The sequence below is a fragment of the Streptomyces sp. NPDC056144 genome (genome assembly GCF_042264145.1).
In the GTDB taxonomy this organism is placed as follows: domain Bacteria; phylum Actinomycetota; class Actinomycetes; order Streptomycetales; family Streptomycetaceae; genus Streptomyces.
Genome location: NZ_JBHJVF010000003.1, coordinates 418,277 through 443,170 on the forward strand (window position 1 = coordinate 418,277; position 24,894 = coordinate 443,170).

Annotated in this window: 21 protein-coding genes; 10 read left to right on the forward strand and 11 right to left on the reverse strand. The window is 72.1% G+C overall.

Translation table 11 applies throughout. The annotated features are described in order from the left end of the window. The first annotated feature begins 22 nt into the window (after positions 1-22). Positions 23-1,048, forward strand: coding sequence for an ATP-dependent 6-phosphofructokinase (locus tag ACFC0Z_RS12775; RefSeq protein ID WP_376436007.1), 1,026 nt, complete (start codon positions 23-25; stop codon positions 1,046-1,048). Between the two features lie 249 nt (positions 1,049-1,297). Then, positions 1,298-2,374 carry a helix-turn-helix domain-containing protein gene (locus ACFC0Z_RS12780; protein ID WP_376436010.1) on the forward strand — a complete coding sequence of 359 codons (1,077 nt, stop codon included), beginning with the start codon at positions 1,298-1,300 and terminating at the stop codon, positions 2,372-2,374. Positions 2,375-2,389: 15 nt separating this feature from the next. Here ACFC0Z_RS12780 and ACFC0Z_RS12785 read toward each other — a convergent pair whose 3' ends face one another. The 4 genes from ACFC0Z_RS12785 to ACFC0Z_RS12800 form a co-directional block, all read right to left on the reverse strand. Then, positions 2,390-3,145, reverse strand: coding sequence for a tyrosine-protein phosphatase (locus ACFC0Z_RS12785; protein WP_376436012.1), 756 nt, complete (start codon positions 3,143-3,145; stop codon positions 2,390-2,392). A 38-nt stretch (positions 3,146-3,183) separates the two neighbouring features. Continuing rightward, a complete protein-coding gene (locus ACFC0Z_RS12790; RefSeq protein ID WP_376436015.1) occupies positions 3,184-3,855 on the reverse strand; it encodes a helix-turn-helix domain-containing protein in 672 nt (223 codons plus the stop codon). A gap of 102 nt (positions 3,856-3,957) precedes the next feature. Beyond that, the gene (locus ACFC0Z_RS12795; protein WP_376436018.1) at positions 3,958-4,662 is read right to left on the reverse strand and encodes a response regulator; all 705 of its coding nucleotides are present in this window, start codon (positions 4,660-4,662) and stop codon (positions 3,958-3,960) included. Then, a complete protein-coding gene (locus ACFC0Z_RS12800) occupies positions 4,659-6,323 on the reverse strand; it encodes an ATP-binding protein (protein ID WP_376436020.1) in 1,665 nt (554 codons plus the stop codon). The genes ACFC0Z_RS12795 and ACFC0Z_RS12800 overlap by 4 nt, the downstream gene beginning before the upstream one ends. A 205-nt stretch (positions 6,324-6,528) precedes the next feature. On the opposite strand from ACFC0Z_RS12800, the gene ACFC0Z_RS12805 reads away from it, so the two are divergent. After that, a complete protein-coding gene (locus ACFC0Z_RS12805; protein WP_376436023.1) occupies positions 6,529-7,884 on the forward strand; it encodes a cation:dicarboxylate symporter family transporter in 1,356 nt (451 codons plus the stop codon). Positions 7,885-8,045: 161 nt separating this feature from the next. Here ACFC0Z_RS12805 and ACFC0Z_RS12810 read toward each other — a convergent pair whose 3' ends face one another. Both ACFC0Z_RS12810 and ACFC0Z_RS12815 read right to left on the reverse strand, forming a co-directional pair. After that, positions 8,046-8,864, reverse strand: coding sequence for a class I SAM-dependent methyltransferase (locus tag ACFC0Z_RS12810; RefSeq protein ID WP_376436025.1), 819 nt, complete (start codon positions 8,862-8,864; stop codon positions 8,046-8,048). After that, positions 8,861-10,198, reverse strand: coding sequence for a helix-turn-helix domain-containing protein (locus tag ACFC0Z_RS12815; RefSeq protein WP_376436028.1), 1,338 nt, complete (start codon positions 10,196-10,198; stop codon positions 8,861-8,863). Before ACFC0Z_RS12815 ends, ACFC0Z_RS12810 begins: the two co-directional genes overlap by 4 nt. 104 nt (positions 10,199-10,302) lie before the next feature. On the opposite strand from ACFC0Z_RS12815, the gene ACFC0Z_RS12820 reads away from it, so the two are divergent. The 3 genes from ACFC0Z_RS12820 to ACFC0Z_RS12830 are packed head-to-tail and all read left to right on the forward strand — an operon-like array spanning position 10,303 to position 12,082. Then, positions 10,303-10,614, forward strand: coding sequence for an ATP-binding protein (locus tag ACFC0Z_RS12820; RefSeq protein ID WP_376436030.1), 312 nt, complete (start codon positions 10,303-10,305; stop codon positions 10,612-10,614). Further along, entirely contained in the window at positions 10,611-11,726 is a 1,116-nt protein-coding gene (locus tag ACFC0Z_RS12825; protein ID WP_376436033.1) for a hypothetical protein, read from the forward strand. Before ACFC0Z_RS12820 ends, ACFC0Z_RS12825 begins: the two co-directional genes overlap by 4 nt. Beyond that, a complete protein-coding gene (locus tag ACFC0Z_RS12830; RefSeq protein WP_376436036.1) occupies positions 11,723-12,082 on the forward strand; it encodes an ASCH domain-containing protein in 360 nt (119 codons plus the stop codon). The genes ACFC0Z_RS12825 and ACFC0Z_RS12830 overlap by 4 nt, the downstream gene beginning before the upstream one ends. On the opposite strand, the gene ACFC0Z_RS12835 is transcribed toward ACFC0Z_RS12830, so the two are convergent. After that, entirely contained in the window at positions 12,060-12,977 is a 918-nt protein-coding gene (locus ACFC0Z_RS12835; RefSeq protein ID WP_376436039.1) for an NAD-dependent epimerase/dehydratase family protein, read from the reverse strand. The genes ACFC0Z_RS12830 and ACFC0Z_RS12835 overlap by 23 nt on opposite strands. Positions 12,978-13,044: 67 nt before the next feature. Here ACFC0Z_RS12835 and ACFC0Z_RS12840 point away from each other — a divergent pair, with 67 nt between their 5' ends. The 4 genes from ACFC0Z_RS12840 to ACFC0Z_RS12855 all read left to right on the forward strand — a co-directional run bounded on the left by ACFC0Z_RS12840 (position 13,045) and on the right by ACFC0Z_RS12855 (position 16,781). After that, on the forward strand, positions 13,045-13,563 hold the full coding sequence (locus tag ACFC0Z_RS12840) for an Lrp/AsnC family transcriptional regulator (RefSeq protein WP_376436041.1): 519 nt from the start codon (positions 13,045-13,047) through the stop codon (positions 13,561-13,563). A 68-nt stretch (positions 13,564-13,631) separates the two neighbouring features. Beyond that, a complete protein-coding gene (locus tag ACFC0Z_RS12845; protein WP_376436044.1) occupies positions 13,632-14,045 on the forward strand; it encodes a MerR family transcriptional regulator in 414 nt (137 codons plus the stop codon). Continuing rightward, positions 14,042-14,377, forward strand: a complete 336-nt coding sequence (locus tag ACFC0Z_RS12850; RefSeq protein WP_376436046.1) for a thioredoxin family protein — start codon at positions 14,042-14,044, stop codon at positions 14,375-14,377. Before ACFC0Z_RS12845 ends, ACFC0Z_RS12850 begins: the two co-directional genes overlap by 4 nt. A 127-nt stretch (positions 14,378-14,504) precedes the next feature. Next, positions 14,505-16,781, forward strand: coding sequence for a HelD family protein (locus tag ACFC0Z_RS12855; RefSeq protein ID WP_376436049.1), 2,277 nt, complete (start codon positions 14,505-14,507; stop codon positions 16,779-16,781). Here the strand turns inward: ACFC0Z_RS12855 and glgB are convergent. From glgB to ACFC0Z_RS12875, 4 genes are all read right to left on the reverse strand, one after another. Beyond that, a complete protein-coding gene (gene glgB, locus ACFC0Z_RS12860) occupies positions 16,768-19,032 on the reverse strand; it encodes a 1,4-alpha-glucan branching enzyme (RefSeq protein ID WP_376436051.1) in 2,265 nt (754 codons plus the stop codon). The genes ACFC0Z_RS12855 and glgB overlap by 14 nt on opposite strands. 464 nt (positions 19,033-19,496) lie before the next feature. Further along, a complete protein-coding gene (locus ACFC0Z_RS12865; protein ID WP_376436054.1) occupies positions 19,497-20,846 on the reverse strand; it encodes a maltokinase in 1,350 nt (449 codons plus the stop codon). A 244-nt stretch (positions 20,847-21,090) separates the two neighbouring features. Then, the gene (gene treS / locus ACFC0Z_RS12870) at positions 21,091-22,785 is read right to left on the reverse strand and encodes a maltose alpha-D-glucosyltransferase (protein WP_376436056.1); all 1,695 of its coding nucleotides are present in this window, start codon (positions 22,783-22,785) and stop codon (positions 21,091-21,093) included. Continuing rightward, positions 22,782-24,776 carry an alpha-1,4-glucan--maltose-1-phosphate maltosyltransferase gene (locus ACFC0Z_RS12875; protein WP_376436059.1) on the reverse strand — a complete coding sequence of 665 codons (1,995 nt, stop codon included), beginning with the start codon at positions 24,774-24,776 and terminating at the stop codon, positions 22,782-22,784. Before ACFC0Z_RS12875 ends, treS begins: the two co-directional genes overlap by 4 nt. Between the last annotated feature and the right edge of the window lie 118 nt (positions 24,777-24,894).

Below are 24,894 nucleotides of genomic sequence, written 5' to 3' on the forward strand. Positions count from 1 at the left end.
GACCGAGCAGGAGTACAGCACGATGCGCATCGGAGTTCTCACGGCAGGCGGCGACTGCCCCGGCCTGAACGCAGTCATCCGGTCGGTCGTGCACCGGGCGCTGACCGGCCACGACGACGAGGTCATCGGCTTCGAGGACGGCTTCAAGGGCCTCCTCGACGGCCACTACCGGCCCCTCGACCTCAACGCCGTCAGCGGCATCCTCGCCCGCGGCGGCACGATCCTCGGCTCGGCCCGCCTGGAGCGCAACCGACTGCGGGAGGCCGCCGAATCGGCCCCCGACCTGGCGAAGCAGTACGGCATCGACGTCCTCATCCCCATCGGCGGCGAGGGCACGCTGACCGCCGCCCGGATGCTGTCCGACGCGGGCATGCCCGTCGTCGGCGTCCCGAAGACGATCGACAACGACATCTCCTCCACGGACCGCACCTTCGGCTTCGACACCGCCGTCGGTGTCGCCACCGAGGCCATGGACCGCCTCAAGACCACCGCCGAGTCGCACCAGCGCGTGATGGTCGTCGAGGTGATGGGCCGCCACGCCGGCTGGATCGCCCTGGAGTCCGGCATGGCCGGCGGCGCGCACGGCATCTGCCTCCCCGAGCGGCCCTTCCAGGTCGACGACCTCGTCAAGATGGTCGAGGAGCGCTTCGCGCGCGGCAAGAAGTTCGCGGTCATCTGCGTCGCCGAGGGCGCGCACCCGGCCGAGGGCTCGATGGAGTACGGGAAGGGCGAGATCGACCAGTTCGGTCACGAGCGCTTCCAGGGCATCGGCAACCAGCTCGCCGTCGAGCTGGAGCGGCGCCTCGGCAAGGAGGCCCGCCCGGTCATCCTCGGCCACGTCCAGCGCGGCGGCACGCCGACGGCGTACGACCGGGTGCTCGCGACCCGCTTCGGCTGGCACGCGGTCGAGGCGGCGCACCGGGCCGAGTTCGGCCGGATGACGGCGCTGCGCGGCACGGCCATCGAGATGGTGCCGCTGGCCGAGGCCGTGACGCAGCTGAAGACGGTCCCCGAGGACCGGATGCGCGAGGCCGAGTCGGTCTTCTGATCCGACCGGATCGTTCGTCCCGCCGGAAGGGACTTCCGTCCCGACCTGTCCCGGATCCGCTCCGGGACCCGGACCCCCCGAAGTGGCCCCGACCCTCCCCCCGTGGAGGGTCGGGGCCACTTCGCGTGTCCGGCGTCACGCCCGGCCGAATTGCCGAAATCCACTCTTGAGCGAACGAGCGAGATCAACAAGGCTTGAGGCTTGTCCCGGACATGTCCCAACACGGTCCGGCGGAGGGGAGACGGGCAGATGACGCCGGGGCACCGGGCACCCGACCCGCGCGAAGCGCGCGACGCGGCGGAGTTCCTCGCCTGCCTCCAGGCGCTCAAGGACTGGTCGGGCCTGACCTACCGCGAACTCGCCACGAGGGCGGAGGCGTACGGGGACGTCCTCCCGCGCTCCACGGTGGCGAACATGCTGGCCCGCGCGACGGTGCCCCGCGAGGAACTGCTCACCGCGTACGTCCGCGCGTGCGGGGCGGCCCCGGCGGCCCTGGAGGACTGGCTGACGGCGCGGAAGCGACTGGCGGTTCGGGGCGGGGACGAGGGTCCGGGGCACCAGGGGTCGGGTGCCCCGGACCCGGAGGCCGCGAGTCCGGACTTCCGCACGGCGGAGGTCCCGTCACCGCGACCGGAGCCGACGGAGCCGCTCGCGCAGCCGCCGTCGGGGGCGGCGGAGACCACGGTCACCGGGTCCGGAATGCGGGTGCGGATGTGGCGGGGGATCGTCTCCGGTGTCGCGCTCGCCGGGCTCGGGTTCGCCGGGGTCAGCTTCGTCGCCGTGCTGCGGGACGGGCACGGCGGGCATCCGCCGCGGCTGCTCACCGCGCCCGCCGCCGGGGACGTACGCATCCGGGTCGTCGGGACGGACCTGTGTCTCGGCGAGCGGCGCGGGACCCGGAGCGGGCAGATCCACCAACTGCCGTGCCCCGACGCCGAGGTGCCGCTGTACTCCCTGGAGGAGGCGGGCGGCGGCCGGTGGCGAATCGTTTCGGACCATCCCGACTACGGTCCGGGCTGCTCCGGCATCCCCTCCGGCGGCCGGATACCGGGCGCCGCGTACGAGGACTCCGAGTGCGGCGACCCCAGCCGGGTCGAGGCCTTCGCCCTGGAGCCGTACGGCACGCCCGTCCAGGGCTACCGGATCGTCCCGAAGGGGTCCGCCGGGTCCGCCGGGTCCGGCGATTCCGCCGAGTCCGCCGGATCGGCCGCGCCCGGCAGCTGCGTCACCGTCGTCGGCGACCGCACGGCGGTCTGGGCCCGTCTGGCCCAGACGCCGTGCGCGCCCGACGCGGCCGGTCAGCTGTTCAGCTTCGACCGCCGTTAGACCCTTGGACCCTGATCAGCCGGGCAGGCCCGGAGCGGGCTCCACCAGGCGGGACCTCAGCGCCTCGACCACCGCCGGGTCCAGGCCCACATGGCCGGTGACGTAAGCGTCCACCGACCCGTACCGCTCCCGCAGGTCCGCGAGGAACAGCCGCATGATCTCGGCCGGGGCCCGCCCGTAGCCCGGCCAGCGGAGCTCGCGGCCCGGGTGGGAGGCCTTCCAGTCGGCGATCAGCCGCTCCGTCGCCAGCTCCGTGAGGGCGAAGTCCGCGAGGATCTCCTCGTCGGGGACGCCGAGCAGCGAGAGGATGACCGCCGCGAGCAGTCCCGTGCGGTCCTTGCCGGACGCGCAGTGGAAGACGAGCGGCCCGTCGGCCGCCGCGACGACCTCCAGGGCCGTACGGAGTTCCTCCGCGCCGTCCTCCGCGACCTCGGCGAACCGGTCGGCGAGGTAGCGCCACGGGTCGAGCGCGGGGTCGATCTCCGCCTGGTCGTACGGCCGGTGCTCGATGGACAGGTTGTGCCAGGCGGCCGGCTCGCTCTCCGGCAGACGCCCCTTCGCGGCGATCTCCCAGGGGTAGCGCAGGTCGATCACGGCGGTGACGCCGAGGGCGCGGAAGCGGTCGAGGTCCTCGGGTCCGGACGCCGCCAGCTTGGCGAGCGAGTCGGAGCGGTAGAGGGTCTCCCACCGCACGGTCCCGCCGTCGGCGGTGCGATATCCGCCCAGGTCACGGAAGTTGTGGAGTCGTTCGAACGGTATGTGTCGTCTCACCCGGTCAATCTAGACACCTCTTGATCCGCCGGACAGGCCTACTCGCCCACCGCCGCCCAGAAATGCCCGGTGATCTCCTCCAGGTACGCCCGCCCCTCGTCGCCCGTCGCCCCCGAAGCGCCCCAGCTGCTCGTCGCCGCCATGCGCGCGTGGTACTCCGCGTGCAGCCGCTGGAGCGCGGGCTCGACGAGCCGCTTCGGCAGCGGTACGAGCTTCAGCGCCGGCTTCACGTACGCCTGCCAGCGCGTCGTCGCCGCGTCGCGCAGCACCGCCGCGAGGCCCTCGTCGCCGCCGGTCGCCGTGACCAGCTCGCGCGGGTTGAGGCCGAGGATCTCGGCGAGGGCGGCGGTCTGGCGTTCGGTGCCGCGCCAGCGGCCCTCGTCCTCCATCCGCCGGTACGCGGACTCCGCCAGGCCCAGGAGCCGCGCCAACTCCTCCGCGGCGAGCCCCCGCGCCATCCGGTGCTCGCGCAGCGTCGACGCGACGGCGATCAGCTCGGCCGGGGCGCACCACAGCACGCCCGCGAGCGCGCTCAGCTCCTGCGCCGTCGGGAGGGCGCGGCCGCGCTCCCAGGCGACGATCGTCTCGGGCGGGACGAACATGCCGTACTGGGCGCGCAGGCCGTACGCGACATGGTCGGGGGCCATGCCGAGGCCCTCGCGCAGGCGGCGCGCGGCGGGGCCGTCGAAGGGGGGAGAGGGTGGGTGCACCCTGCCACGGTAGGTGCGGAGGGTAACGGCTGGCTACGGTGCGTTCGCCCAACGCCTGAGCTTGTGGGAACGTGCGAACCGCCCGGTAATGACGGGTCCCCCTCAACGCCCTCCGCGGCGGCCGTCGACCCGGCGGTACTGGAGCTCCGGGCGCCCCACCTGCCCGTACCGCGGAGCCCGTACGGTCCGGCCCTCGGTCACCAGGTGCTCCAGGTAGCGGCGGGCCGTGATCCGGGAGATCCCGACCAGCGCCCCCGCCTCGGCGGCGGTGAGCCCGGCCGGGGTCTCGCGGAGCGCACGGGTGACCGCCTCCAGGGTCGGGGCGCTGAGCCCCTTCGGGAGGCTGCTCGGATGCGGGGCCCGCAGCGTGGCCAGGGCCCGGTCCACCTCCTCCTGCCCGGAGGCCTCCCCGGCGGACGCCCGGAACTCCGCGTACCGCACGAGCCGGTCCCGCAGCGTCGCGAAGGCGAAGGGCTTCAGGACGTACTGGACCACCCCGAGCGAGACGCCCTCGCGGACGACCGACAGGTCCCGCGCCGAGGTCACCGCGATGACGTCCGCGCCGTGCCCGGCGGCGCGCAGGGCGCGGAGGAGGTGGAGCCCGTGGCCGTCGGGAAGGTACAGGTCGAGCAGGATCAGATCGACCGGCGTCCGGTCGAGCACCCGCACGGCGGCGGCCCGCGAATGCGCGACCCCGACGACGGAGAACCCCTCGACCCGCCCGACGTAGAGCGCGTGTGCGTCGGCGGCGACGGGATCGTCCTCGACGACGAGCACCCGAACGGCCCCGTTTCCGTCCTCGCTCACGAGGTCACCTCGGCCATGCGGGCCTCCGCGCCTCCCCGGTGACCGGCGGCCGGCGCCGTCGTCCTCGGCAGGCGGGCCGTGAACTCCGCCCCGCCGTTCTCCGCCTCCGTCACCGTCAGCGTGCCGCCCGCGCGGGCCACGGCCTGGCCGACCAGGGCGAGGCCCAGGCCGCGGCCCGGGCCCCGGGTGGTCCAGCCGCGGCCGAGGACCGCGTCGCGGTCCGCCGGGCGGACGCCGGGGCCGTTGTCGCCGACGCGGAGGAGCAGCGGGTCGCCGCCCGTGATCGTGACCGTCACGCGGGCGTGCGGGGTGCCGCTCACCGCCTCGACCGCGTTGTCGACGAGGTTGCCGAGGATCGTGACCAGGTCGCGGGAGGGCAGCGACGGCGGCACCCCGCCGTCGTCGACACGGCTGTCCTCGGTCAGGACGAGCTCCACGCCCCGCTCGTTCGCCTGCGCCGCCTTCCCGAGCAGCAGCGCCGCCAGGACCGGTTCGCCGACCGCCTCGACGACCCGGTCCGTGAGCGCCTGCGCGAGCTCCAGTTCGGCCGTCGCGAACTCCACCGCCTCGGTCACCTTGCCGAGTTCGACGAGCGACACCACCGTGTGCAGCCGGTTCGCCGCCTCGTGCGCCTGCGAGCGCAGCGCCTCCGTGAAGCCGCGCTCCGAGTCCAACTCGCCCGACAGTGACTGGAGTTCCGTACGGTCCCGGAGCGTCACGACCGTGCCGCGCCGCTCCCCGCCCACCACCGGGCGGGTGTTGACGACGAGCACCCGGTCGGCCGTCAGGTGCGTCTCGTCCACCCGAGGCTCCGAGGACAGCAGCGCGCCGGTCAGCGGCGCGGGCAGGCCGAGTTCGGCGGCCGGGCGCCCGACGACCGCCCCGGCCGCCGCCCCGACGGAGGCCTCGTCGAGGCCGAGGAGCTCACGCGCCCCGTCGTTGATGAGGGCGATCCGCCGCTGCCCGTCGAGCATCACGAGCCCCTCGCGCACCGCGTGCAGCGCGGCCTCGTGGTAGTCGTGCATGCGGCTCAGCTCCGCCGCGTTCATGCCGTGCGTGTGGCGGCGCAGCCGCGCGTTCACCACGTACGTCCCCGCCCCGCCGAGCGCGAGCGCCGCGCCCGCCATGCCGAGCAGCGCGGCCACCTGCCCCCGTACCTGCTCGCTGATCTTCTCGATCGTGATGCCCGCGCTGACCAGCGCGACGACCCGGCCGTCCGCGCCCCGGACCGGCGTCACCGTGCGGACGGAGGGGCCGAGCGTCCCCCGGTACGTCTCCGAGAACGTCCGGCCCGCCGCCGCCTGCTCGATGTGGCCGAGGTACGTCCGGCCGATCTGCGTCGGATCGGGGTGCGTCCAGCGCGTCCCGTCCGGCGCCATGATGACGACGAAGGCGACGCCGGCATGCCCGCGCAGCGCCTCCGCGTACGGCTGGAGCGCCGCCGTCGGCTCCGCCGAGCCCGCCGCGGCGACCACCGAGGGGGAGTCGGCGACGGCCGCCGCGGTCGCCGTGGCCTGCCGGCGCGCGTTCTCCTCCGCCTGCCCCCGGTCCGTGACGTACGCGAAGACCGCGCAGCCCGCCACGACGACGGCCACGAGCACGACCTGCATCGCGAAGAGCTGGCCGGCCAGGCTGCGGGGGCGGGGGAGGGCGAGACGCATGCGGGTAAGTCTGCACGGCGCCGGAGCCGCGGAGTTTGCTCGGGGGCGTTGCGTTCCCGAATCGTTCTCTTCCCGCTCTTCTCGCTCTTCCCGTACGGGCGGTCCGTGAACGAAAGGCACGCAACCGTGACCCCGGTCACGGGCTGGTGGATAGTCGCGGAGTCCGCGAGGACCGGATGGCACCCATCAGCTCAAGGAGGAGCCCGTGGCCGCAGCACGACGGGACCGTACGCACTACCTGTACCTGGCCGTCATCGGCGCCGTACTGCTCGGCATCGCCGTGGGATTCCTGGCGCCGGGCGTCGCCGTCGAGCTCAAGCCGCTGGGCACCGGCTTCGTCAACCTGATCAAGATGATGATCTCGCCGATCATCTTCTGCACGATCGTCCTCGGCGTCGGATCGGTCCGCAAGGCCGCCAAGGTCGGCGCCGTCGGCGGCCTCGCCCTCGGCTACTTCCTCCTGATGTCGACCGTCGCACTCGCGATCGGTCTGGTCGTCGGCAACCTCCTGGAGCCCGGATCCGGCCTCCACCTCACCAAGGAGATCGCCGAGGCCGGAGCCAAGCAGGCGGCGGGCGGCGGCGAGTCGACCCCGGACTTCCTGCTCGGCATCATCCCGACCACCTTCGTCTCGGCCTTCACCGGGGGCGAGGTCCTGCAGACCCTCCTCGTCGCGCTGCTCTCGGGCTTCGCGCTCCAGGCGATGGGTACGTCCGGAGAGCCGATCCTGCGCGGGATCGGCCACGTGCAGCGCCTCGTCTTCCGCATCCTCGGGATGATCATGTGGGCCGCGCCGGTCGGCGCGTTCGGCGCGATCGCCGCCGTCGTCGGGGCGACCGGCGCCGCCGCGCTCAAGTCCCTCGCCGTCATCATGATCGGCTTCTACCTGACCTGCGGACTCTTCGTCTTCGTCGTCCTCGGCGCGATCCTGCGCCTGGTCGCCGGGATCGGCATCTGGAGCCTGCTCAAGTACCTCGGCCGCGAGTTCCTCCTCATCCTCTCCACCTCCTCCTCGGAGTCCGCGCTGCCGCGGCTCATCGCGAAGATGGAGCACCTGGGCGTCAGCAAGCCGGTCGTCGGCATCACTGTGCCGACCGGCTACTCCTTCAACCTCGACGGCACCGCGATCTACCTGACGATGGCCTCGCTCTTCGTCGCCGAGGCGATGGGCGACCCGCTCTCGGTCGGCGAGCAGATCTCCCTCCTCGTCTTCATGATCATCGCCTCGAAGGGGGCGGCGGGCGTCACCGGCGCCGGACTCGCGACGCTCGCGGGCGGCCTCCAGTCGCACCGGCCCGAACTCGTCGACGGCGTCGGCCTGATCGTCGGCATCGACCGCTTCATGAGCGAGGCCCGCGCCCTCACCAACTTCGCGGGCAACGCCGTCGCCACGGTGCTGGTCGGCACCTGGACCAAGGAGATCGACCGGGAGCGTGTCGCGGAGGTCCTCGCAGGGAAACTCCCCTTCGACGAGACGACCCTCGTCGACGACCACGCCCCCGCGGCGGTCCCGGACCAGCGGGCCGACGAGGGCGAGGAGAAGGCGCGCGCCGGCGTCTGAAGAACCCCGGGCCCCGGGCCTTGAGCCGGATCCGGGACCCGGTACGGAAGGGCGGTCCCCCGCAGGACCGCCCCGATGGGTGGAAGGGCGGTCCCCGCAGGGCCGCCCTTCTCGCGGGTAGGGGGGTGGGGAAGCGTCGCAGGCGCGGTTGTCCCGTCGACTCAAGGACGACACAGAAGGATGCCGCCAAGACAGGTGATCTCGTACTCCCCGTACCGGGCAATGTGGTCGGCCACCAGCGTGCGGGCCCGATCGATGGTCGCGTCGAAGGGCACGTCCTGCTGGTCCGCCCAGGCTCGGTACGAAGCCATGTGGGCGATGACGGGCTCGGGGTCGCGGACAGTGATGGTCCCTGGCAGTTCGACGACCTCGACCTGACTGAACTCCTCCCTGAGGAAGGACGGGGCCTCCTCCAGGGAGAAGCGGGCGCTGAGCGAGATTCGGGCCGGGCCGCGCTCGACGCCGAGGACGGCACCGGCGGCCCGCTGCCAGAGGTCGTCCATTTCAGCCTTGTCGCGATCACTGTTGGTGGAGACGACCACCAGCCCGTCACGGGCCACGACCCGGGCCAGCTCCCTGACCGCCTGGGGGATGTCGGGTACGTGGTAGAGCATGTGGAGCGCGAGAGCGGCGTCGACGCTGCCCGTCGCCAACGGAAGCCTCGCGGCGTCGGCCACGGCGACCGGGCCGGGGACACTGGCGAGGATGCCGGGAGCGATGTCGAGGCCGAGCAGGGACAGGTCCGGGCGGTCCTGACGGAGCCGCTGGATGAACTTGCCGTTGCCGCAGCCGATGTCGACGACCCGCCCATGTACGTCGCCCAGCTGCTCGGCCACGAGGCCAGGGAGGTTGTACCGCGGTGTCTGCCACTGGTAGAGCGACTGCCGGGCGGCCAGGTCCCGGTCTCCGTTGTAGGCGCTGCCCGCCAGGCGGGTCCGGTCGGTGACGGCGGCGTCGTGGGCGGCGGACAGGTCGGTCATGTCGACAACTCCGGTGGGTGGGCGGCGGGCAGGGACGCACGGACGGCCGTGTGCTGGAGTCGTTCGCGCAGGTGCACTGCCCGCGCGGCTCCACCGTACTGCGACCCTTCCAACTCCCGTCCGAGAACGGTGAGCCGGCGCACGATACTGGCCGACATGCGCTCCGGCGAGGCTCGGAGCACGAAGCCGAGCGTCTCCTCCGTGCCGTCCAGGTCACCCAGGAGAAGGTGCCCGCTGGCGAGGTCGAGGTGCGCGGCGAACAGGTCGCCGACGGACTGGTCGTCTCCGTCCGCGCCGCGATAGAGGCGGATCGCCGTCTCGGCGCTGACGATGGCCCGCTGGACGTGTTCCTGCCCGCCCACGGCCAGGAGGGTCGTTCCGGCGTACGCGAACTGCTTGGCCGCAGGGAAGTCGAAGATTCCGAGAGCCTCGTGCCGACCCGAGATCGCCTCGCGGGATCGTTCGGCATCCGAAAGGGCGGCGAGCGCGCCTGCCGAGTCGCCGACTATCGCCAGCGCCCGCGCCTCCAGACTCGACAGCCGCGCACCGATGCTGCCGCTCGCCCTGTGCCGCCGACCGACCTGCGCCAGCCGGGCCGCCTGCTCGTACCGCCCCGTCCAATACGCGATCAACGACTCCACGGACCGCACCCAGGCCAGCATTCCCTCGTGCCCGGCTGCTTCGGCGCAGGCGCGTGCGGTGCGAGCGTGGGTGGCGGCGGAGTCGTAGGCGCCGAGGTCGAGGCAGACGTGCGCGGACAGGCCGCAGAGGCGGGAGGCGGAGAGGTAGAGGTCGGCGGTCTGCCTTGGGTGCTGCCTCCCACGCAGCAGCTCGAACACCCCATCCCGTAACCGCTTGATCTCGACGTACTGCTCCATCAGCGGGTGGCTGACGTACGTACGGGCGAGCCGGCCGACGTCTGCCTCCAGCTGTTCCACCACGAACTCGTCGGCGTTCCGCTGCGCGATGAAGCGGGCGAACTCGGCCGAGCGCACGGCGTCCTCAGAGAGCGGGTCTCCACGGGCGTGAGTGTCTTCGGGCGGCAGCACCGACGGCACGGTCTCGACCTCGGCGGCGTCAGCCCCGTCCCACTGCCCCTTGCTGATGGCAACGGCTCGGTCGAGTACGGCGACATCGACACCGAAGACCTGCGCCAGGTACTTCCGGGCGTAGGGAACGGGAACTCGCGCTTCGCGCTCGTACCTCCCGATCTCCTTGCCGGTCTTCGCGGAACGCCCCTCCAGGGCGTTGAACTCGTCGGCAACCCTCTGCTGGCTCCAGCCGCGCGCGATACGCAGCCGGATGAGCAAGGCGCCGATCCCGGTGTCGCCCATGCCGTCTCCCAGGAGCACGTGACCTCTGGCTCCCATAGTGGCCCCCGCTTTGGCCCCCGTGCTGGCTCCCGACCCAAACGAGTTAAGCCGCTTTCCTGTTACCCATGGCAAGCAGACTCACCACCCAGGCCACCGACACCACCCCGGTCCTGCTTCCGGGCTCGGGTCGGCATCGCACCATGCTGCGGATCGAGGTCCACGACAGCGGCGAGAAGAGGCCGACGCGGCGGGTTCCCGAGGAGCCCGTCGTCGACGACCGCGGTCTGCTCATCGTCGCCGCGACCGCTGACAGCTGGGGGGTGAAGGAGCGGACGGGCCCCGGAAAGTGCGTCTGGGCCGCATTCGACCGTGCCAAGAACGGGGCCGCTCCCCTGCCGCCCCACACCACCGGCCCCCACCAGGGAGGCACCACGTGACCACGCACCCCGTCTCGCCGAACACCGTCCTCGCCAACGCCCTCCACCACGCCGAGGATGTCCTGACCCCGCGCATCCTGGCCGCCCCGCCCGAGCGGATCGTGCTGGTCGTCGGCACCCAGATCAACGGCGCCCCGCACATCGGCACCTCGCTCGTGCAGTCGCTGGCCTTCGCCATGGCCGCCCGACTGCGCGACCGCTTCGGCCTCCCCACCGAGGTGCTCTTCAGCGCCCTCGACAACGCCCCGTACGAGCTGACCACCGACCCGGCCAGCGGTCACCGCTACCAGCGCGCCTACGCCCAGGCCCTCGGCGAGCAGGGCCTGCTCGACCTCGTCAGCGCCCTCTACCAGCCCCTCTTCGCCGCCCTGTCCAGGCGCCTGGGCATCCCGCACCGCATCGAGACGTACACCCGGCAGCAGGCCGGCGAGCACTATCGCCGCACCTGGCTCCGGCTCCTGCCCCGCATCGACGCCGCCCGCTGGTGGCTCGCCCCCTCCACCGGCACCCCGCACCTCCGCGTCCCCTGCCCGCACCCCGGCTGCGGCTGGGCCGAGAAGCACGCCGAACGCACTCGGGTCCACCTCGCCGGCCCCGAGTCGGCGGAAGTCTCCGCGACGTGCCTCCACCACGGCCCGTACGAGGCCACCATCATGCCCACCGCCGGCGGCTACCTGGACCTGGCCACCCTGTACCGCAACCTGGTCAAGGAACTCGCCCTGACCAGCCCCCAGGGCACCCTGCACGTCATGGTCAAGGGCGGCGACTGGGTCTTCGGCTCCCACCTCGTCGACGAGGCCCTCCAGGCCGTGGGCCTCACCCGCGCCCAGCTCCCGGCCCGCCTGTTCTGCCCCCAGGTCGTCACCGACACCGGTGCCAAGCTGTCGAAATCCCTCATACGAGAAGGTCGTGCCCCCTTGCCCGAGGGCGCCGCCCCTTGGATGCTCGACACCCGGCAATGGCCAGGCACCGTCACCAAGTACGCCGACCAGCTGCTCGCCATGGCCGAGACCCTGCTCTCCGACCCCCGCCACTTCTTCCGCTCGTACTCGGCCGCCGAGATCAGCCGCATGATCACCGCACCGTCCCCCAGGAGCGTTCCCTCCCGATGACCGACCGCACCGCCCGCGTTCGCGAGCTCCACCTCTACCGCCAGTACTTCGAGCTCGTCGTAGCGGGCACCAAGACCATCGAGGTGCGGGTCAAGTACCCGCATCTCGCGGACCTCGCCGCCGGCGACACCATCCGCTTCCGCATCAAGGGCACCGACGAGACCTGCGACGTCGACGTCCTCCGTGTCACCGAGTACCCCGACTTCGAGGCCCTCCTCGATGGCGAAGGCCCCTCCAGCGTCAACCCGACCGCCACCCGCGACCAGCAACTCGCCAACATCCGCACCATCTACGGACCCGAGAAGGAAGCCCTCGGTGCCCTCGCCGTCGAGATCAAGCTCGGGCCGGGTGGCTGACGCCCACCGTCTCCGCCACCGCCCGTCCCAGCCACTCCCCGGTATGGCCGAACGCGTAACCCAGCTTCTCCGCCCGGCCGTTGTCCATCCCGTACGACCGGGTGAAGGCGAAGGGGGACACCTCGCCGATCTCCACCTCCTGGAAGACCGCCCGGCCGCCCACCTGCCGTACGATCTCGGCGCACAGGTCGGCGGTGGTGAGCGGGCCGTGGGAGTTGGCGTTCACCGGGCCGGTGAAGTCGGCTGTCGCCGTCCAGGCGAGGAACGCGGCGATCTCCTCGACGTAGACGTAGGTCGCCGGGTGGTTCACCACCGGCACGGTGATCGGCTCGCCCGCCTCGATCCGCCGCACGTAGTGGTCGAGCCGGCCGGTGAAGTCGTCGGCGCCGCCCAGGACATGGGCGACCCGTACCGACGTCCAGGCGAACGGCGACCCGTCCGCCGCGAACACCGCCTCGGCCTGCCGCTTGCCCTCCCCGTAGTGGGCGTCACGGAACTCGGCCTCGTCCCAGGGGAGTTCGGTGTCCACGGCGACCGAGGCCAGGTCCACGGCGTCCTCCGTGACCGGCGTCGCCGAGTCCTCGTGCCCGTACACCTCCACGGTGGACGTCATGACGTAGCGCCGGGTCCGCCCCGCGAAGACCCGGCGGGCGACGGCCGCCTGGCGGGGCGTGTAGCAGACCTGGTCGACGACGACGTCGAAGGAGCGGTCCACGAGGACGGATTCCAGGGCGTTTTCGTCGTCGCGGTCGGCGGTGAGCCGTTCGATTCCCTCGGGGTGGGAGTCCGGGGAGGAGCCCCGGTTGAGCACGGTGATCCGGTGTCCGGAATCCCGTAGGAGCGCGATGAGCCGCTTTCCGAAATAGCGGTTCCCGCCGATGACCAGAATGTCCATGAATCCCCACTCCCTTTCTTTCGAATCCCAGTGTTACGTTGTCCGTTCGCGTTCTGAAGGGGGAAACATGGGAGTCCGCGCCGTCGAACCGAAGGAACCACGGCATTCGCGCGTCGCCACCGACGAAACCTCGGCGGCCGCTTTCGACGCCGTCGACCGGCAGATCCTGGACCTCCTCCAGAGCGACGGCCGCATCAAGCTGAGCGAGCTCGGCCGCCGTGTCCGGCTCAGTCCCGCGGCCGTCACCGAGCGCGTCCGCCGCCTGGAGGCGAGCGGCGCGGTCACCGGGTACGGGGCCCACGTCTCCCCGGCGCGCCTCGGCTACGGCATCCAGGCGTTCATCCGCGTGAACCCGCACGGCGGCTACACGCTCAAGCACCCCCGCACCCTGGAGCTGACCGCCCGCCCCGAGGTCCTTGAGGTCCACCACGTGGTGGGCGAGGACTGCTGGATCCTGAAGGTCGCCGTCACGGACACCGTCCACCTGGAGGACGTCCTGGAGCAGACCTCGGCGCTCGGCCGGACGACGACCTCGATCGTGCTGTCCTCGCCGGTCGAACGGAAGTCGCTGCTGCCCATGCCGTGACCCCTTGCCGTGACCCCTTGCCGTGACCCCTTGCCTTGACGTCGGCGTCAAGGCGTACGTTCGTGGCCATGCGCATCGGAGAACTGGCCGAACGGGCGGGAACCACCACGCGGACCCTGCGGTACTACGAGTCCCGTGGCCTCCTGTCCGCGCGCCGCACGGAGCAGGGGCACCGCACGTACGACGAGGACGACCTGCGGCTCCTCCAGCAGATCAGGACCCTTCAGGCCTTCGGGTTCGAGCTGGAGGAGACGCGGCCGTTCGTCGACTGCCTGCGCGCGGGCCACCCGGCGGGGGACTCGTGTCCCGCGTCGATCGCCGTCTACCGGCGCAAGCTCGCCGAGCTCGACGGCCTGATCGACCAGCTCCAGGCGGTACGCGCCCAGGTGGGCGCCCAGCTGCTGCGCGCCGAGGCGGAGCTCCCGCACGGCCCGGAGCCCCGGTGCGAGACCGATCCGACAGGGGAGAGAGGGACGCCATGAGTACGTACACGGAGCACGTGGGCGAGGTCACGGACGGGGACTTCGCGACGGAGGTGCTCGGCGCGGGGCAGCCGGTCCTGGTGAAGTTCACGGCCGAGTGGTGCGGGCCGTGCCGGCAGCTGAAGCCGGTGCTCGGCGCGATCGCCGAGGAGGAGGCGGGCCGGCTGCGGGTCGTCGAGATCGACGTGGACCGCAACCCGGAGACGACCCTGAGGTACGGGGTTCTCGGCACCCCGACCCTGATGGTCTTCCGGGCCGGCGAGCCCGTGATGTCCCTGGTCGGCGCCCGGCCGAAGCGCCGCCTCCTGGAGGAGCTGGCGGACGTCCTCTGACGAGAAATGCCCCGACTGTAATTGACAGTCGGGGCATTGCGGCGCGTATATTAGAAAATCCATGTCCACAATGAGGAGTGGAGATGGAGAAGTTCAATAAACGCACTGTATCGCGCCGGGAGTCGAATTGTCAACCGAGGAAATTCGGAACGAACAGCAATTCATCACCGATCTCTATGCCCGCCTCGACGACCTGAGGGACCGGGCCGAGGCCGCCGTCGCCGTCGCCCTGCGCACCCCCGGCGTCGGCAGCAGCCAGGGCCGTCTCGAACGGGACGTCGTCGTCGCCGAGCAGTCCGGGCTGCTCGCCGCCTTCGACGCGGGGGAGAGCGGGCTGTGCTTCGGCCGGCTCGTCTTCCGCGACGGCCGCGACCACCACATCGGCCGCCTCGGCATCCGCCGGGACGACCCGAACCGTACGCCCCTGGTCGTCGACTGGCGGGCCGAGATCGCCCGCCCCTTCTACCTCGCCACCGGCTACGAGCCCCTGGGGCTCTCCCGGCGGCGGCACATCACCACCCGGGGCCGCGAGGTCACCGCCCTCCACGACGAGGTCCTCGACCTCGCCGACGCCACCCGCACGGGCCACGAGAGCCGCGACGCCGACGAGGTGCTGCTCGCCGCGCTCGACGCCGCCCGCACCGGCCGCATGCACGACATCGTGCAGACCATCCAGGGCGAGCAGGACGCCATCATCCGCTCCCCGCACCAGGGCGTCCTGGTCGTCGAGGGCGGCCCCGGCACCGGCAAGACCGCCGTGGCCCTGCACCGGGCCGCGTACCTCCTCTACGCCCACCGCGAGCAGCTCGCCCGCCGCGCCGTCCTCATCGTCGGCCCCAACCCGGCCTTCCTCGGCTACATCGGCAACGTCCTGCCCTCGCTCGGCGAGACCGGCGTCCTGCTCGCGACCCCCGCCGAGCTCTTCCCCGGCGTCCGCGCCACCGGTACGGACACCCCGCGCGCCGCCGCCGTCAAGGGCGCCGCCGCCATGGCCGAGGCCCTGGCCGCCGCCGTACGGGACCGCCAGCAGGTCCCCGGGCGCGGCGAGCCGCTGATCGTCCCGCACGACGACGGCGACCTCGTCATCGACTGGGACATGGCCCTCGAAGCCCGTCACAAGGCGCGCGAGACCTTCCTCCCGCACAACCTCGCCCGCCCCTACTTCGTCTTCCGGATCCTCGACGCGCTCGCCGAGCAGCTCGCCGACCGCATCGGCGCCGACCCCTACGGCGGCCCGAACTTCCTCGGCCCCGACGACATCGCCCTCCTCGCCAAGGGCATCGCCGCCAACCCCGAGGTCCACGCGGCGATCGACACGCTCTGGCCGCCGCTGACCCCGCAGGAGTTCCTCGCCGACTACCTCGCCGAGCCCACCCACCTCGCCGACGAGGCGGACGCGGAGGCCATCCGGCGGGACGGCGGTCCCTGGACCCCGGCGGACGTCCCCCTCCTCGACGAGGCAGCCGAACTCCTCGGCGAGGACGACTCGGCCGCGCGCGCCGCCCAGGAGGCCGAGCGGCAGAAGCAGATCCAGTACGCGCAGGGCGTCCTCGACGTCTCCTTCGCCTCCCGGACCTACGAGTTCGAGGACAAGGAGGAGCTCGACAAGGACGCCTCCGAGGTCCTCTCGGCCCACGACATCATCGACGCCGAGCGGTTCGCCGAACGCCAGGAGGAGGCCGACCACCGCACGGCCGCCGAGCGGGCCGCCGCCGACCGCACCTGGGCCTTCGGCCACATCATCGTCGACGAGGCCCAGGAGCTCTCCGCGATGGCCTGGCGGCTCCTCATGCGCCGCAGCCCGACCCGCTCCATGACCCTCGTCGGCGACCCCGCCCAGACCGGCGACCCGGCGGGCGTCGGCGCCTGGGAGGAGATCCTCTCCCCGTACGTCGAGGACCGCTGGCAGCACGTCCGCCTCGGCGTCAACTACCGCACGCCCGCCGAGATCATGGCGGTCGCCGCCGAGGCCCGGCGCGCCACCGAGCCGGACTTCGAGCCGCCGAGCTCCGTCCGCTCCACGGGCGTGGAACCGTGGGACCGCACGGTCGAGGACCCGGTGAAGGAGGCCGCCGACGCGGTCGCCGACGCCCTCTCCGGCGAGCTGCGCTCCGGGGGCCGGCTCGCGGTCGTCGCGCCCGAGACGCTCCTCCCCGCCCTGGTCGCGGCCCTGCCGGACGCGGCCCACGGCCCGGCCCCGGACCTCACCCGGCCGGTGGTCCTCCTGGACCCCCGGCAGGCGAAGGGCCTGGAGTTCGACACCGTCCTCGTCGTCGACCCGGACGGCATCCGGGACGCCGCCCCGCACGGGGTGAACGACCTGTACGTGGCGCTGACCCGGGCGACCCAGCGCCTCGGGATCATCAGGCCGAGCGCGGGCGCGACGGCGGTCACGCCGGCCTGAGCCACACCGTCGCGAGCGGCGGCAACGTCATCCGCAGGCTCGCGGAACGCCCGTGCCACGGCACCGACTCGGTCTTCACCGGATCGGTGCCGACCACGTGCCCGCCGCCGTACCGGGCGTCGTCCGTGTTCAGCACCTCCGCCCAGGCGGCGAAGGTGTCCGGCACGCCGAGCCGGTAGTCGTGCCGGACGACCGGCGAGAAGTTCGAGACGGCGAGCAGCGGGGAGCCGAAGCCGTCGAACCGCAGGAACGCGAAGACGTTGTCCTCGGCGGCGTCCCCGACGACCCACTGGAAGCCGTCCGGGACGGTGTCCCGCTCCCAGAGCGAGGGCGTCCCCGCGTACACGGTGTTCAGATCCCGTACGAGATCCTGGACGCCCCGGTGATCGGCCTCCGCCCCGTACGCCGGGTCGAGCAGCCACCAGTCCGGCCCGTGCTCGGCCGACCACTCCCCGCCCTGGGCGAACTCCTGCCCCATGAAGAGGAGTTGCTTGCCCGGGTGGGCCCACATGAAGCCGAGATAGGCCCGGTGGTTCGCCCGCTGCTGCCACCAGTCGCCGGGCATCTTCGACACCAGCGACCGCTTGCCGTGGACGACCTCGTCGTGGGAGATCGGCAGGATGTAGTTCTCGCTGTACGCGTAGACCATCGAGAAGGTCATCTCGTGGTGGTGGTACTTGCGGTGCACCGGCTCCTTCCCGACGTAGCCGAGGGAGTCGTGCATCCACCCCATGTTCCACTTCATGCCGAAGCCGAGCCCGCCGAAGCCGCCCGGGCCGACCTGGTCGGTCGCCCGGGTCACGCCGTCCCAGGCCGTCGACTCCTCGGCGAAGGTCACGATCCCCGGGCAGCGCCGGTACACGGTCGCGTTCATCTCCTGGAGGAAGGCCACCGCGTCCAGGTTCTCCCGGCCGCCGAACTCGTTGGGCAGCCACTCGCCGTGCTCGCGCGAGTAGTCGAGGTAGAGCATCGAGGCGACGGCGTCGACGCGGAGGCCGTCGAGGTGGAACTCCTGGCACCAGTACACCGCGTTGGCGACGAGGAAGTTCCGCACCTCCTTGCGCCCGTAGTCGAACTCCAGGGTCCCCCAGTCCGGGTGGTGCGAACGGCGCGGGTCCTCGTGCTCGTACAGCGGACGCCCGTCGAACTCGGCGAGCGCCCAGTCGTCCTTCGGGAAGTGCGCGGGCACCCAGTCCATGAGGACGCCGATCCCGGCGCGGTGCAGGGCGTCGACGAGGAACCGGAAGTCGTCGGGGGTGCCGAGACGGGCGGTCGGCGCGTAGAAGCCGGTGACCTGGTAGCCCCAGGAGCCGCTGAACGGGTGCTCGGCGACGGCCATGAACTCGACGTGGGTGAAGCCGAGGTCACGGACGTACGCGGGCAGCACCTCGGCGAGCTCCCGATAGCTCAGCCCGGGCCGCCAGGAGGGAAGGTGCAGCTCGTAGACGGACAGCGGGGCCTCGTGGTGCGGCCGGTTGCCCCGCCGCTCCATCCACTCGGCGTCGTCCCACGTGTAGTGCGAGGCGGTGACCACGGAGGCGGTGTTCGGCGGGCACTCGGTGCGGCGGGCCATGGGGTCGGCGCGGACCGTGTGCGAGCCGTCGGGACGGGTGATGTCGAACTTGTAGACGGCGCCCTCGCCGATCCCCGGCACGAACAGCTCCCACACGCCGGTCGACCCGAGCGAGCGCATCGGCAGCCCGGTGCCGTCCCAGTGCGTGAAGTCGCCCGTGACCCGCACGCCGCGGGCGTTCGGCGCCCAGACGGTGAAGCGGGTGCCGTCGACGCCGTCGTGGGTCATCGGCCGGGAACCGAGGGCGGTCCAGAGCTCCTCGTGCCGGCCCTCGCCGATGAGGTGCAGGTCGAGCTCGCCGAGGGAGGGCAGGAAGCGGTACGGGTCCCGCACGGCGAGCTCGTCCCCGCTGTCGTAGCGGACGCGCAGCTCGTACGCGGGGACCTTCCGCAGGCGCGGAAGAAGCCCGGAGAACAGCCCGTCCCCGTCGTCGTGAAGGAGGATCCGGTTGCCCTTGGTGACGACGGCGACCTCCCGGGCCCAGGGGCGCAGCACTCGGACGACGACCCCGCCCCGTACGGGATGCGCGCCGAGCACGGCGTGCGGGTCGTGGTGCTCACCGGCGAGCAGCCGGGCCCGCTCGCCCGGATCGAGCGGCGGCGCCGTCCGCACGAGGGGCCGCTCCGATGCGGGCGCCTTCTTGGTGCGGGACGTCTTGCCTGCGCTTCGGGCGGTCACCGGGGGCCTCCTGGAGGACGAGGGGGTACGGGTGTACTACGGGGCAAACGGCGGTACGGGGCGGGGGGAAACTCGGCCGAACGGGGCGACGCGCGCATCCGCAGGCAGAACCCCTTCCGAGCCCCGCCCCGACTGCTCCGAACGGGTAGCGCCCGCGCTTGGAGGGACGGCGCCGCGCCGCACCTCCGTGTGGGCAGTCGTCCCGCAGGGCGGGACGGGTGGGCACACGGGACGGCGCCCTTCGCGGCGCCTCCGCTCCCTGTGCCTGAACCCGCACCGGTACCGCACCGCACTGGGGGTGCGGGTCCAGGCGCGGAAGCCTAGGCCCGGCAGGGGCGCCGTTCCGTTGTGCCCACCCGTTCCGCCCCAGCGGAACGACTGCCCACAACGGGGGTGGGCGTCCCGCCCACACGCGGGCGCGGTCCGCGGCGGAACGGCGGAACGGCGACGGGTGGGCGGCGGCGTCACGTCAGTGCGGCAAGGCGTTGGATGGCGGCCAGGGGGACCGGGAGCCAGTCCGGGCGGTGGCGGGCCTCGTAGACGACCTCGTACACCGCCTTGTCCGTCTCATAGGCCCGGAGGAGCGCGGGGTCCGTACGGGGATCCGCCCCCGCCACCTCCGCGTACCCCGTGCAGTACGCCGCCCGGCACCGCCCCGCCCACTCCGCGTTCCACGGCCGGTGCGTCCGCGCCGCGTAGTCGAAGGAGCGGAGCATGCCCGCGACGTCGCGGACCGTCGGCTGGGGGCTGCGCCGCTCGTCCAGCGGCTTCGCCGGTTCGCCCTCGAAGTCGATGACGGCCCAGGCGCCGTCGGACCCGCGCAGGGTCTGGCCGAGGTGCAGGTCGCCGTGGATGCGCTGCAGGACCCCCGCCCCCGGCGCGTCGCCGGCTGCCGCGAAGACGGCCCGGAGGCCGGGGACGTACGGCAGGAGCGCGGGTACGGCCTGGGCCGCCGTGTGCAGGCGGCGGTCCATGGCGGCGGCGAGGTGTTCGGTCTCGGAGCGCCGCAGCCGCTGTGTGGGCAGCGCGGCGGCGAGGGCGAGGTGCACCTCGGCGGTGGCCCGCCCGAGGGCCCGGGCCTCGGTGGTGAACTCCCGCCCGTCGGCGAGCGCGTCGAGCGCGAGCCGCCAGCCGTCGCGGGAGTCCCGCAGGTACGGCTGGAGGACGCCGAGGGTCGCCGCCCCCGACTCGAACCAGGCGACGGGCGCGGGGACCCGCCCGCATCCGGCGCCGGCGAGGGCGAGGGGGAGTTCGAGGTCGGGGTTGGCGCCGGGGCTGACCCGGCGGAAGATCTTCAGGATGTACGAATCGCCGTACACCAAGGAGGAGTTGGACTGTTCGGTGTCGAGCATGCGCGGGGGCAGCCCCGGTGGCAGGGGGGCAGTGGCGTGGAAGCGCAGCGGCCCGGTCCGGCCGGGTGTGCGCAGCCGTTCGTAGAGGAGCCCCGCGAGCCGTGGGTCGCGCAGGCCCTCGTACACCGCGCGCCCGGCGAGCGGGCCCTGCCGGATGCGGCCGATGAGGGCGGGGCCGAGCCGGGGCGGCAGCTGGGTGCGGACGCCCAGGAGGAGTTGGTAGCAGTCGGCGGGCGTCCCGGCCGGCCGGCCGGGTTGCTCGACCCGGACGAGCAGGTGGAGGAGGCCGGGTCCCGCGCCGTCGAGGGGCAGCAGCTCCGTGGCCGCGTCCAGCGTGAATCCGGTGACCCGGCGGCCTTTGCCCGCGAACCAGCGCTGCCGGGGCAGCCATGCGTGGAGCAGGGGTGCGAGGGACGGGAGGAGGGCGTCGGGGGCCCGGGTGGTGGATGCGGTCTCCGGCATGGCATCGCGTCCTTTCCCCGGGGTGCGCGACGGGCTGTCGTATGCGTTCAAATGCGCAGAGTGTCCCGGATGGCGGCTGTGACTGTCCGGATGTGCGGGACGTGTCGGAAAGGGTGATCCGTACGGGTCCGTCAAGTGGGCCCGGATGGACCAGAATCGTGACGTGGATCGTGTGTGGGACACAGTGCCCAGAGGGGGACGGAGGAAACCGTCCCACCCCTGAGGAATCCGAACTGGCTCTCGTTCAGCTCTTCTTGAGACGGAACCAGTAGAAGCCGTGACCCGCAAGGGTCAGGAGGTAGGGCAGCTCGCCGATGGCCGGGAACTCCACCCCGCCGACCAGTTCCACGGGCCGCCTTCCGGCGAAGCTCCGCAGGTCGAGCTCGGTCGGCTGCGCGAACCGCGAGAAGTTGTTCACGCAGAGGACCAGGTCGTCGCCGTCCTCGCGGAGGAAGGCGAGCACCGCCGGGTTGGACGCCGGGAGTTCCGTGTACGTCCCCGTCCCGAAGGCACGGTTCTGCTTTCGGATCTCGATCATCCGCTTCGTCCAGTGGAGGAGCGAGGAGGGGGACGCCATGCCCGCCTCGACGTTCGTCACCTGGTAGCCGTGGACCGGGTCCATGATCGTCGGCAGGTAGAGCCGGCCCGGGTCGCAGGAGGAGAAGCCCGCGTTCCGGTCGGGGGTCCACTGCATCGGGGTCCGTACGCCGTCCCGGTCGCCGAGCCAGATGTTGTCGCCCATCCCGATCTCGTCGCCGTAGTAGAGCACCGGCGAGCCCGGCAGCGAGAAGAGGAGCGCGGTGAAGAGCTCCATCTGCTTCCGGTCGTTGTCGAGGAGCGGGGCGAGGCGGCGCCGGATGCCGATGTTGGCCCGCATGCGCGGGTCCTTGGCGTACTCGGCGTACATGTAGTCGCGCTCTTCGTCGGTGACCATCTCGAGCGTGAGCTCGTCGTGGTTGCGCAGGAAGATGCCCCACTGGCAGCCGGAGGGGATCTCCGGCGTCTTGGCGAGGATCTCGGAGACCGGGTGGCGCGACTCGCGCCGCACGGCCATGAAGATGCGCGGCATGACCGGGAAGTGGAAGGCCATGTGGCACTCGTCGCCGCCGGAGCGGAAGTCGCCGAAGTAGTCGACGACGTCCTCCGGCCACTGGTTGGCCTCGGCGAGCAGCACCGTGTCCGGGTAGTGGTCGTCGATCTCCTTGCGGACCCGCTTGAGGAAGTCGTGGGTCGCCGGGAGGTTCTCGCAGTTGGTGCCCTCCCGCTGGTAGAGGTAGGGCACCGCGTCGAGCCGGAAGCCGTCGATCCCGAGGTCGAGCCAGAACTTCAGCGCGGAGAGGATCTCCTCCTGCACCTTCGGGTTCTCGTAGTTGAGGTCCGGCTGGTGCGAGAAGAACCGGTGCCAGTAGTACTGCTTGCGCACCGGGTCGAAGGTCCAGTTGGACGTCTCCGTGTCGACGAAGATGATCCGGGCGTCGGCGTACTGCTTGTCGTCGTCGGCCCAGACGTAGTAGTCGCCGTACGGGCCGTCCGGGTCCTTGCGGGACTCCTGGAACCACGGGTGCTGGTCGCTGGTGTGGTTCATGACGAAGTCGATGACCACGCGCATCCCGCGCTGGTGGGTGGCGTCGACGAACTCCACGAAGTCGGCCAGGTCGCCGAACTCCGGAAGGACCGAGGTGTAGTCGGCGACGTCGTACCCGCCGTCCCGCAGCGGGGACTTGAAGAACGGCGGCAGCCAGAGGCAGTCGACGCCCAGCCACTGGAGGTAGTCCAGTTTGGACGTGATGCCCTTGAGGTCGCCGACGCCGTCGCCGTTGCTGTCCTGGAAGGAACGGACGAGGACCTCGTAGAACACCGCCCGCTTGAACCAGTCGGGATCTCGGTCCTTGGCGGGCGTGTCCTCGAAGGTGTCGGGGACGGGCTCGTTGACAGTCATGATGTGGGTGACCCTCCGGTCTGCGGGGACGGTCGCAGGACGAGGACGTGCGCGGGTGTGACACCCGGCTCCAGGCGCACGTAACCGGCCCTGCCCCAGTGATAGGTCTCGCCGGTGAGCTCGTCGCGCACCGGCACGGTCTCGTGCCAGCCGAGGCCGAGTTCCGGCATGTTCAACGAGACCGTCGCCTCCTGGGTGTGGTGCGGGTCGAGGTTGACGACCACCAGAACGGTGTTCGAACCCGAGCGCTTGCTGTACGCGATCACCTGCGGGTTGTCCGTGTCGTGGAACGACAGGTTCCGCAGCCTGCGGAGCGCCGGGTGACGGCGCCTGATCCGGTTCAGGGTGGTGATGAGCGGGGTGATCGTCGCCCCCGAGCGCTCCGCCGACTCCCAGTCGCGCGGCCGGAGTTCGTACTTCTCCGAGTTCAGGTACTCCTCGCTGCCGTCCCGCAGCGGGGTGTTCTCGCACAGCTCGTACCCGGCGTACATGCCCCAGGACGGCGAGAGCGTCGCGGCGAGGACCGCCCGCACCTCGAAGGCGGGCCGGCCGCCCTCCTGGAGGTAGGCGTGCAGGATGTCGGGGGTGTTCACGAAGAAGTTCGGCCGCATCAGCGCGGCCGTCTCCCCGGACAGCTCCGTCAGGTATTCCGTGAGCTCCTCCTTGGCGGTGCGCCAGGTGAAGTACGTGTACGACTGCTGGAAGCCGATCGTGCCGAGGGCCCGCATCATCGCCGGCCGCGTGAACGCCTCCGCCAGGAAGATCACGTCCGGATCGGCCCGGTTGATCTGCCCGATGACCCGCTCCCAGAAGACCACCGGCTTCGTGTGCGGGTTGTCGACGCGGAAGATCCGGATGCCGTGGTCCATCCAGAACCGCAGCACCCGCACGGTCTCCGCCACGATCCCGTCCATGTTGTCGGCGGCGCCGTCGAAATCGATCGGGTAGATGTCCTGGTACTTCTTCGGCGGGTTCTCCGCGTACGCGATCGAGCCGTCCGGCCGGTGGCGGAACCACTCCGGGTGCTTCTCCACCCACGGGTGGTCCGGCGAGCACTGGAGCGCGAAGTCGAGCGCGATCTCCAGGCGCAGTTCCCGCGCCCGGGCCACGAACGCGTCGAAGTCCTCGAAGGTGCCGAGGTCCGGGTGGAGCGCGTCGTGCCCGCCCTCCGGCGAGCCGATCGCCCACGGCACGCCGACGTCGTTCGGCGAGGCCGACAGGGAGTTGTTCGGTCCCTTGCGGTGGGTCTCGCCGATCGGGTGCACCGGCGGCAGGTAGACCACGTCGAAGCCCATGGCCGCGACCGCCGGAAGCCGCTCGGCGGCGGTACGGAAGTTCCCCGGGACCGTACGGCCGTCGACCTTCCGGGCGCCCTCCGAACGGGGGAAGAACTCGTACCAGGAACCGAACAGAGCCCGTTCGCGCTCCACCTGGAGCGGCAACTCGGCCGAGGAGGAGAGGAGTTCGCGCAGCGGGTACCGGTCGAGGGACTCGACCACCCGGGGCGCGAGGGCCGCCGCGAGCCGTACGGCCGCGGGCCGCGAGACGTCCCGCAGCGCGTCCGCCGCCGCGAGCACCGCCTCCCGGCCGCCGCCCTTCTTCGGGACGCCCTTCGCCGCCCGCTCGTGCAGCTCGGCCCCCTCCGCGAGGACCAGTTCGGAGTCGATCCCGGCCGGGATCTTGATCTTCGCCGTGTGGCGCCAGGTCGCCACCGGGTCGCTCCACGCCTCGACGGTGTACGTCCAGAGGCCCTCGGCGTCCGGGGTGACCTCGGCGCCCCACCGGTCGGTGCCCGGGGCCAGTTCGCGCATCGGGGTCCACGGCCCCGGCCGCCCGGAGGGGCCGCGCAGGACGACGTTGGCGGCGACGGCGTCGTGCCCCTCGCGGAAGACGGTCGCCGTCACCTCGAAGGACTCCCCGGCCACCGCCTTCGCGGGGCGCCGGCCGCAGTCGACCAAGGGGCTTACGTCCAGGACGGGAATGCGTCCCATGAGCGGAATCACGACATCATCACCTGACGGGTCACGGGGGTGCGGGTGGTGGTGCGCTCTTTCTAGCTCCGTCGAGGGCCGGCGGGTTGCGGGCATGACGGCTCCTGTCCGCGTTCAC

What these genes read in the sequence shown, in the direction of transcription:
- ACFC0Z_RS12775 (WP_376436007.1), top strand. Translation starts at nt 23, where the DNA reads ATGCGCATCGGAGTTCTCACGGCAGGCGGCGACTGCCCCGGCCTGAAC.
- ACFC0Z_RS12780 (WP_376436010.1), top strand. Translation starts at nt 1,298, where the DNA reads ATGACGCCGGGGCACCGGGCACCCGACCCGCGCGAAGCGCGCGACGCG.
- ACFC0Z_RS12800 (WP_376436020.1), bottom strand. Translation starts at nt 6,323, where the DNA reads ATGCGTCTCGCCCTCCCCCGCCCCCGCAGCCTGGCCGGCCAGCTCTTC.
- ACFC0Z_RS12810 (WP_376436025.1), bottom strand. Translation starts at nt 8,864, where the DNA reads ATGACCGACCTGTCCGCCGCCCACGACGCCGCCGTCACCGACCGGACC.
- ACFC0Z_RS12815 (WP_376436028.1), bottom strand. Translation starts at nt 10,198, where the DNA reads ATGGGCGACACCGGGATCGGCGCCTTGCTCATCCGGCTGCGTATCGCG.
- ACFC0Z_RS12820 (WP_376436030.1), top strand. Translation starts at nt 10,303, where the DNA reads ATGGCAAGCAGACTCACCACCCAGGCCACCGACACCACCCCGGTCCTG.
- ACFC0Z_RS12830 (WP_376436036.1), top strand. Translation starts at nt 11,723, where the DNA reads ATGACCGACCGCACCGCCCGCGTTCGCGAGCTCCACCTCTACCGCCAG.
- ACFC0Z_RS12835 (WP_376436039.1), bottom strand. Translation starts at nt 12,977, where the DNA reads ATGGACATTCTGGTCATCGGCGGGAACCGCTATTTCGGAAAGCGGCTC.
- ACFC0Z_RS12840 (WP_376436041.1), top strand. Translation starts at nt 13,045, where the DNA reads ATGGGAGTCCGCGCCGTCGAACCGAAGGAACCACGGCATTCGCGCGTC.
- ACFC0Z_RS12845 (WP_376436044.1), top strand. Translation starts at nt 13,632, where the DNA reads ATGCGCATCGGAGAACTGGCCGAACGGGCGGGAACCACCACGCGGACC.
- ACFC0Z_RS12850 (WP_376436046.1), top strand. Translation starts at nt 14,042, where the DNA reads ATGAGTACGTACACGGAGCACGTGGGCGAGGTCACGGACGGGGACTTC.
- ACFC0Z_RS12865 (WP_376436054.1), bottom strand. Translation starts at nt 20,846, where the DNA reads ATGCCGGAGACCGCATCCACCACCCGGGCCCCCGACGCCCTCCTCCCG.
- treS (WP_376436056.1), bottom strand. Translation starts at nt 22,785, where the DNA reads ATGACTGTCAACGAGCCCGTCCCCGACACCTTCGAGGACACGCCCGCC.
- ACFC0Z_RS12875 (WP_376436059.1), bottom strand. Translation starts at nt 24,776, where the DNA reads ATGGGACGCATTCCCGTCCTGGACGTAAGCCCCTTGGTCGACTGCGGC.